General features: G+C 72.2%; 6 protein-coding genes. 4 read left to right on the top strand and 2 right to left on the bottom strand.

All coding sequences use genetic code 11. From position 1 onward, the window contains the following. Positions 1–1460, bottom strand: a 1460-nt coding sequence (locus tag AOJ26_RS34945) for a PLP-dependent aminotransferase family protein (RefSeq protein WP_053852381.1), incomplete at its 3' end; no start/stop codon positions are given. A gap of 64 nt (positions 1461–1524) precedes the next feature. Between AOJ26_RS34945 and AOJ26_RS34940 the strand changes: the two genes are divergently transcribed. From AOJ26_RS34940 to AOJ26_RS34925, 4 genes are all read left to right on the top strand, one after another. After that, entirely contained in the window at positions 1525–2214 is a 690-nt protein-coding gene (locus AOJ26_RS34940) for a YczE/YyaS/YitT family protein (protein ID WP_234358749.1), read from the top strand. Next, the gene (locus AOJ26_RS34935) at positions 2211–2978 is read left to right on the top strand and encodes a glycerophosphodiester phosphodiesterase (RefSeq protein WP_053852379.1); all 768 of its coding nucleotides are present in this window, start codon (positions 2211–2213) and stop codon (positions 2976–2978) included. Before AOJ26_RS34940 ends, AOJ26_RS34935 begins: the two co-directional genes overlap by 4 nt. A 66-nt stretch (positions 2979–3044) precedes the next feature. Then, positions 3045–4400, top strand: coding sequence for an MFS transporter (locus tag AOJ26_RS34930; protein ID WP_053852378.1), 1356 nt, complete (start codon positions 3045–3047; stop codon positions 4398–4400). A gap of 267 nt (positions 4401–4667) precedes the next feature. Continuing rightward, the gene (locus AOJ26_RS34925; RefSeq protein WP_003977404.1) at positions 4668–5042 is read left to right on the top strand and encodes an RNA polymerase-binding protein RbpA; all 375 of its coding nucleotides are present in this window, start codon (positions 4668–4670) and stop codon (positions 5040–5042) included. An 85-nt stretch (positions 5043–5127) separates the two neighbouring features. On the opposite strand, the gene fxsA is transcribed toward AOJ26_RS34925, so the two are convergent. After that, on the bottom strand, positions 5128–5700 hold the full coding sequence (gene fxsA / locus AOJ26_RS34920) for an FxsA family membrane protein (RefSeq protein WP_053852377.1): 573 nt from the start codon (positions 5698–5700) through the stop codon (positions 5128–5130). Positions 5701–5731: the final 31 nt, after the last annotated feature.

Here is a 5731-nt window from a genome sequence, read left to right as displayed (position 1 = left end):
CGCCCGTTCTCCACCACCCGCGCCGCCGCGGCCAGCCGAGCCGCGGCCTCCTCGGCGACCGCTCCCCCGACCGTGAACGGCAACCGCACATACCCCTCGAAGGCGCCGTCGACCCCGAACCTAGGCCCCGACGGCACCCGCACGCCCACCCGCTCGCCGACCTCGGCCAGCCGCGACCCTGACAGGCCCCCGGCGCGCACCCAGAGCGTCAGACCACCTCGCGGCACCTCGAACTCCCAGGACGGCAGCTCCTTGCGCATCGCCGCCACCAGCGCGTCCCTGTTCTCTCTGGCCTGGCCGCGCCGCAGCTCGACCGCCTGCTCCCACCCCCCGGTGCTGAACAGCCAGTTCACGGCCAACTGCTCCAGGACCGGCGTCCCGAGGTCGGCGTAGGCGCGGGCGGCGACCAGGCTGCGGATCACGTCCGGCGCCCCCCGGACCCAGCCGATCCGCATCCCCGCCCAGAACGCCTTGCTGGCGGAGCCGACGGTGACCACGGTGGAGCCGGCCGGGTCGAAGGCGCACACCGGCCGCGGCATCGAGACGTCCTCGTCCAGCCACAGCTCGGTCATCGTCTCGTCCGCCACCAGCACGGTCCCCGCGGACCGCGCCGCCTCCACCAACTGCCGCCGCTGGTCCTCACCGGCCAGCGCGCCCGTGGGGTTGTGGAAGTCGGCGACGACATAGGCGATCCGCGGCGCCGCGTCCCGCAGCACCTGCCGCCAGCGCTCGATGTCCCAGCCGCTCAGCCCCTCCGCCATCGCGACGGGCACCAGCCGGGCGCCCGCCTCCCGCATGAGCTGAAGGATGTTCGCGTAGGACGGGGACTCCACCGCGATGCGCTCGCCCCGGCCGCCGAACAGGTGGCAGATCGCGTCGATGGCGCCCATCGCGCCGGTCGTCACCATGATCTGCTCGGGCATGGTCGGGATACCCCGCGCGGTGTACCGCTCGGCGATCATCGCGCGCAGGGCGGGAAGCCCCGCGGGGTAGTCACCGTGCGTGTGGGCGTACGGCGGCAGCTCCTCCAGAGCCCCCTGCACCGCACGCGTCAGCCACGGCTCGGGCGCGGGCAGGGCCGCACAGCCCAGGTCGATCATCGAGCCGAGGGCCTCGGGCGGGAGCGGTTCCAGACCGCGGGCGGGCAGCGGGTTCCCGGCGGGTACGGCCGTCCAGCTCCCCGCGCCGCGCCGGGACTCCAGGAACCCCTCGGCCCGCAGCGCCTCGTAGGCCGCCGCCACCGTCGTACGGCTGACGGACAGGGACAGGGCCAGCTCGCGTTCCGCCGGAAGGCGGGCGGCGACCGGGACTCGTCCCTCCAGGACCAGCAGGCGGATGCCGTCGGCGAGCGCGCGGTAGGCCGGCGGGCGGCGCGTGCCCGGCCCCGCGGGCCGGTCCTGCTGGGAGTTGAGCAGCCGGGCGAGCTGCGCCGCGCCCACCGCAGAGGTCCACTGCGCCACTGAAATCAGTCCACCTTCCCCGAATTGGCCATGGATGGTGTGTCATCCCAAGCCACAGGGTGTCATGCATCAGGCCACTACCACCACAGGGGGACCCGCCTTGTCCACGCAGAGCCGTCTGGCACGACGGTTGATCCAGTTGTACGTCGGACTCGCTCTGTACGGGACAAGCTCCGCGCTGCTCGTCGAGGCGGGCCTGGGCCTGGAGCCCTGGGGTGTGCTGCACCAGGGGCTCGCCGAGCTGACGGGGCTGTCCATCGGCGTCGTGTCGATCATCGTCGGCGCGGTGGTGCTGCTCCTGTGGATCCCGCTGCGCCAGCGGCCGGGCCTCGGCACGGTGTCCAACGTCTTCGTGGTCGGCGTCGCCATGGACGCCACCCTCGCCGCGGTCCCCGACGTGGACGCTCTCGCCGTACGGATCCCGCTCCTGCTGGCCGGGATCGTGCTCAACGGTGTGGCCACCGGCCTCTACATCGCCGCCAGCTTCGGCCCGGGCCCCAGGGACGGCCTGATGACCGGGCTGCACCGGCGGACGGGGCGCTCGATCCGGCTGATGCGGACCGCGGTCGAGGTGGCCGTCGTGGTCACGGGCTTCCTGCTCGGCGGCACCATCGGCGCGGGAACCGTCCTGTACGCGGTGTCGATCGGCCCGCTCGCCCAGGTCTTCCTGCGCGTGTTCGCCGTTCCCCCGGCATCCGACGGCAGCACGGTCGTTGCCGGCGGGCAACCGCGGGGAGCGATACTGCGTCCGTGACCTCGCCGACACGCCACCCCTACCTGGACCATCCCGGCCCCATCCCCTTCGCCCACCGGGGCGGGGCGGCGGACGGTCTGGAGAACACCGCCTCCCAGTTCCGGCGGGCGGTCGAGGCGGGCTACCGGTACCTGGAGACCGACGTCCACGCCACCGCGGACGGCAAGCTGGTCGCCTTCCACGACACGACCCTGGACCGGGTGACCGACGGGGCGGGCCGGATAGCGGACCTGCCCTGGGCGGAGGTACGGCACGCGCGTGTGGCGGGCACGGAACCGGTGCCGCTGTTCGAGGAGCTCCTGGAGACCTTTCCCGAGGCGCGCTGGAACGTCGACGTCAAGGACGAGCCCGCCCTGCGGCCGCTGCTGGAGCTCGTCGAACGCACGGCCGCCTGGGACCGGGTCTGCGTCGGCTCCTTCTCCGAGGCGCGGGTGATGCGCGCCCAGCGCCTGGCCGGGCCGCGCCTGGCGACGTCGTACGGCACCCGGGGGGTCCTCAACCTGCGGCTGCGCTCCTGGGGAGTCCCGGCGGCGCTGCGCCGCTCGGCCGTCGCCGCGCAGGTGCCCGAGGCGCAGTCCGGCATCCAGGTGGTCGACCACCGCTTCGTGCGCACCGCCCACGCGCGCGGGCTCCAGGTGCACGTGTGGACCGTCAACGAGCCCGATCGGATGCACCGGCTCCTGGACCTGGGAGTCGATGGCATCATGACCGATCACATCGACACACTGCGCAAGGTCATGGAGGACCGGGGCGTCTGGGTCTGACCCGTGTCCGGCCCGCCCGTCCCCCCTGCCCGCGCACGGCACCTTCTCGGGGAAGCGAGGGCACGGGTGGGCACCGACACCGTGCGGGCGGGCGCGGCGGACGAGGCCGCCGAACGGCGGCGTGAGCAGCGCGGCTGGTACTTCTACGACTGGGCGTGCTCCGTCTACTCGACGAGCGTGCTCACCGTGTTCCTCGGCCCCTATCTGACGTCGGTCGCCAAGAACGCGGCGGACGCGGACGGTTACGTCCATCCGCTGGGCATCCCGGTGCGCGCCGGCTCCTTCTTCGCGTACTCGGTGTCCCTGTCGGTGATCGTGGCCGTGCTGGTGATGCCCCTGGTGGGGGCCGCCGCCGACCGCGGCGGCCGCAAGAAGCCCCTCCTGGCGGCCGCCGCATACACCGGGGCCGCGGCGACGACCGGCATGTTCTTCCTCGGCGGCGACCGCTATCTCCTCGGCGGCCTCCTGCTGGTCGTGGCGAACGCGGCGCAGTCCGTGGGCATGATGCTCTACAACTCCTACCTCCCGCAGATCGCCCCGCCCGAGGAGCGCGACGCCGTCTCCTCCAAGGGCTGGGCCTTCGGGTACGCGGCGGGCGCCCTGGTCCTGGTCGTGAACCTCGTCCTCTACATAGGCCACGACTCCTTCGGGCTCTCCGAGAGCACCGCGGTCCGCGTCTGCCTGGCCTCGGCCGGCCTGTGGTGGGGCGGCTTCGCGCTGATCCCGCTCAGCCGGCTGCGCGACCGCCGCCCGTCCGCGCGGGAGGCGGGGGAACCGACCTCGCCGGGCTTCCGGCAGCTCGCGGCCACCGTCCGCGACATGCGCCGCCACCCGCTCACGCTCGCCTTCCTGCTGGCGTACCTGATCTACAACGACGGCATCCAGACCGTGATCTCCCAGGCGTCGGTCTACGGATCCGAGGAACTGGACCTCGGGCAGTCGACGCTCATCGCGGCCGTGCTCCTGGTGCAGGTGCTCGCGGTGGCGGGAGCGCTGGCCCTCGGCCGGCTCGCCCGGACCTACGGGGCCAAGCGGACCATCCTCGGCTCGCTGGTCGCCTGGGCGGTGATCCTGGCGGCCGGGTACTTCCTGCCGGCCGGCGCGCCCGTGTGGTTCTTCGTCCTCGCGTCCGGCATCGGGCTCGTCCTCGGCGGCAGCCAGGCCCTGTCCCGCTCCCTGTTCTCGCACCTCGTCCCGCCGGGCAAGGAGGCCGAGTACTTCTCGGCGTACGAGATGAGCGACCGCGGGATGAGCTGGCTGGGTCCGCTGCTGTTCGGGATCACCTACCAGCTGACCGGAAGCTACCGGGACGCGATCATCTCGCTGGTGGCCTTCTTCGTCATCGGATTCGCCCTGCTCGCACGGGTTCCGGTGCGCCGGGCGATCAGCGACGCGGGCAATCCCGTACCCGAAAGGATTTAGCGTTCGACACCAAAGCGCTGTAGTGTACGCGTTTGGCCTGCCAGGCGTACCGTTACTGCGCGTCAAAGATGCCGAAACGCTGGGTGACATCTGCTAGCAGATGTGACAAACCGGGCGCTGGTGGGTACAACAAGGGGCGGCTACGACGGCGACGCATTGCCCGGGACGGGACCCGGAACGGGAATCTTTACCGCCGACCGGACGTTGACCGGATGACGACGACAGCGACACCTGTCCTGTGGGCGACAAGCCCGGGAGGCACGATTCATGAGTGAGCGAGCTCTTCGCGGCACGCGCCTCGTGGTGACCAGCTACGAGACGGACCGCGGCATCGACCTGGCCCCGCGCCAGGCCGTGGAGTACGCATGCGAGAAGGGGCACCGCTTCGAGATGCCCTTCTCGGTCGAGGCGGAGATCCCGCCGGAGTGGGAGTGCAAGGTCTGCGGGGCCCAGGCACTCCTCGTGGACGGCGACGGCCCTGAAGAGAAGAAGGCCAAGCCCGCGCGTACGCATTGGGACATGCTGATGGAGCGACGCACCCGAGAGGAACTCGAAGAGGTCCTCGAGGAGCGTCTGGCGGTTCTTCGTTCCGGCGCGATGAACATCGCAGTTCATCCCCGGGACAGCCGCAAGTCGGCCTGAGCGGGAAACAGCGCATACAAGTAACCGCGGGCGCGGTACGTGACTCACGTACCGCGCCCGCGGTTTTGTGCTGCCCGCGCCCGGATCAGCGGGTGAGCGGAGGCCTCCGGTCCTGCGGGGTGTCCTCGGGCCCGTGGTGCGCGTCGCGGATGACCTCGCCCTGGACCACCTTGCCGTCGGGGTGATGGATCCTGGCCTGCTGGAAGGCGTCGCCCAGGGTCCCCGGGGCGGCGGCGCGGAGCTTGCGGTCGAAGGTGCGCTCGGCACGGCGGCCGACCGCCTTCTGGACCGGCGGGACCAGCAGGAGCAGGCCCACCGCGTCGGAGACCAGGCCGGGGATCATCAGGAGCAGGCCGCCCAGCATCATCAGGCCGTTGCCCGAGCTGCCGGAGGAGCCCGAGGGGGCGCCGCCCCGCTGGAGCGCCTCGTTCAGGTTCTGGAAGGCGCGGCGGCCGGCCCGCTTGATGACCACCGAGCCGAGCACGAAGCCGGCGACCAGCAGCAGGAACACCGCGAACCCGCTCGCCGCGCCGGCGACCACGGTCAGCAGCCAGATCTCCAGCACCAGCCAGGCGGCCACGCCCAGCGGCAGGAAGGTGCGCAGTCGGGAGCGGCGGGGCCGGGCGGGGTGCGTGGAGGTCGGGGTGCCTGTCGTCATGCGTCCAGTGTGCCTGGGCGCGGCTCACCAC

Source organism: Streptomyces sp. NRRL B-24085 (assembly GCF_001282115.1).
Lineage (GTDB): Bacteria > Actinomycetota > Actinomycetes > Streptomycetales > Streptomycetaceae > Streptomyces.
Note: the sequence above shows the minus strand (reverse complement) of the source record. Positions and strands in the feature narration are given on the sequence as shown.

Coding starts and splice junctions, on each gene's coding strand:
- AOJ26_RS34940 (WP_234358749.1), top strand. CDS start 1,525: ATGCATCAGGCCACTACCACCACAGGGGGACCCGCCTTGTCCACGCAG.
- AOJ26_RS34925 (WP_003977404.1), top strand. CDS start 4,668: ATGAGTGAGCGAGCTCTTCGCGGCACGCGCCTCGTGGTGACCAGCTAC.
- fxsA (WP_053852377.1), bottom strand. CDS start 5,700: ATGACGACAGGCACCCCGACCTCCACGCACCCCGCCCGGCCCCGCCGC.